At 52.2% G+C, this 270-nt stretch carries 1 protein-coding gene; it reads left to right on the top strand.

Annotated elements, in window-relative coordinates; all coding sequences use genetic code 11:
* Nucleotides 1-270, top strand: a 270-nt coding sequence (locus B4920_RS26365) for an ATPase, T2SS/T4P/T4SS family (protein WP_161493393.1), incomplete at both ends; no start/stop codon positions are given.

Genomic DNA, 270 nt, shown 5'->3' with positions numbered 1-270 from the left:
TAAACCCAACACCCCCGTAAAAGAAGGTGGCGAGGAAATGAGGGGGTTTAGTTATTATTCAAAGCAGACACTGCGGCATGATGTGGATGTCGAAATGCACGGCGAAGTACGGGATAAAATCGGTGCAATGGAACTGACCCGCAAGGGGGAAACGGGGCAACTTATGTTCACCACGCTGCACACATCATCGGCATTAGGTATTGCACACACGCTCACAGATCAAATGCACGTCCCTCCCGCCGTGATTGCCGCCCCTGCTTTAATGCGGCT

Origin of the sequence: Zoogloea sp. LCSB751 (assembly GCF_002028455.1) — a bacterium.
GTDB lineage: Bacteria > Pseudomonadota > Gammaproteobacteria > Burkholderiales > Rhodocyclaceae > Zoogloea.
The sequence above is the reverse complement of the archived record's forward strand: the minus strand, read 5'-3'. Positions and strand labels throughout refer to the sequence as shown.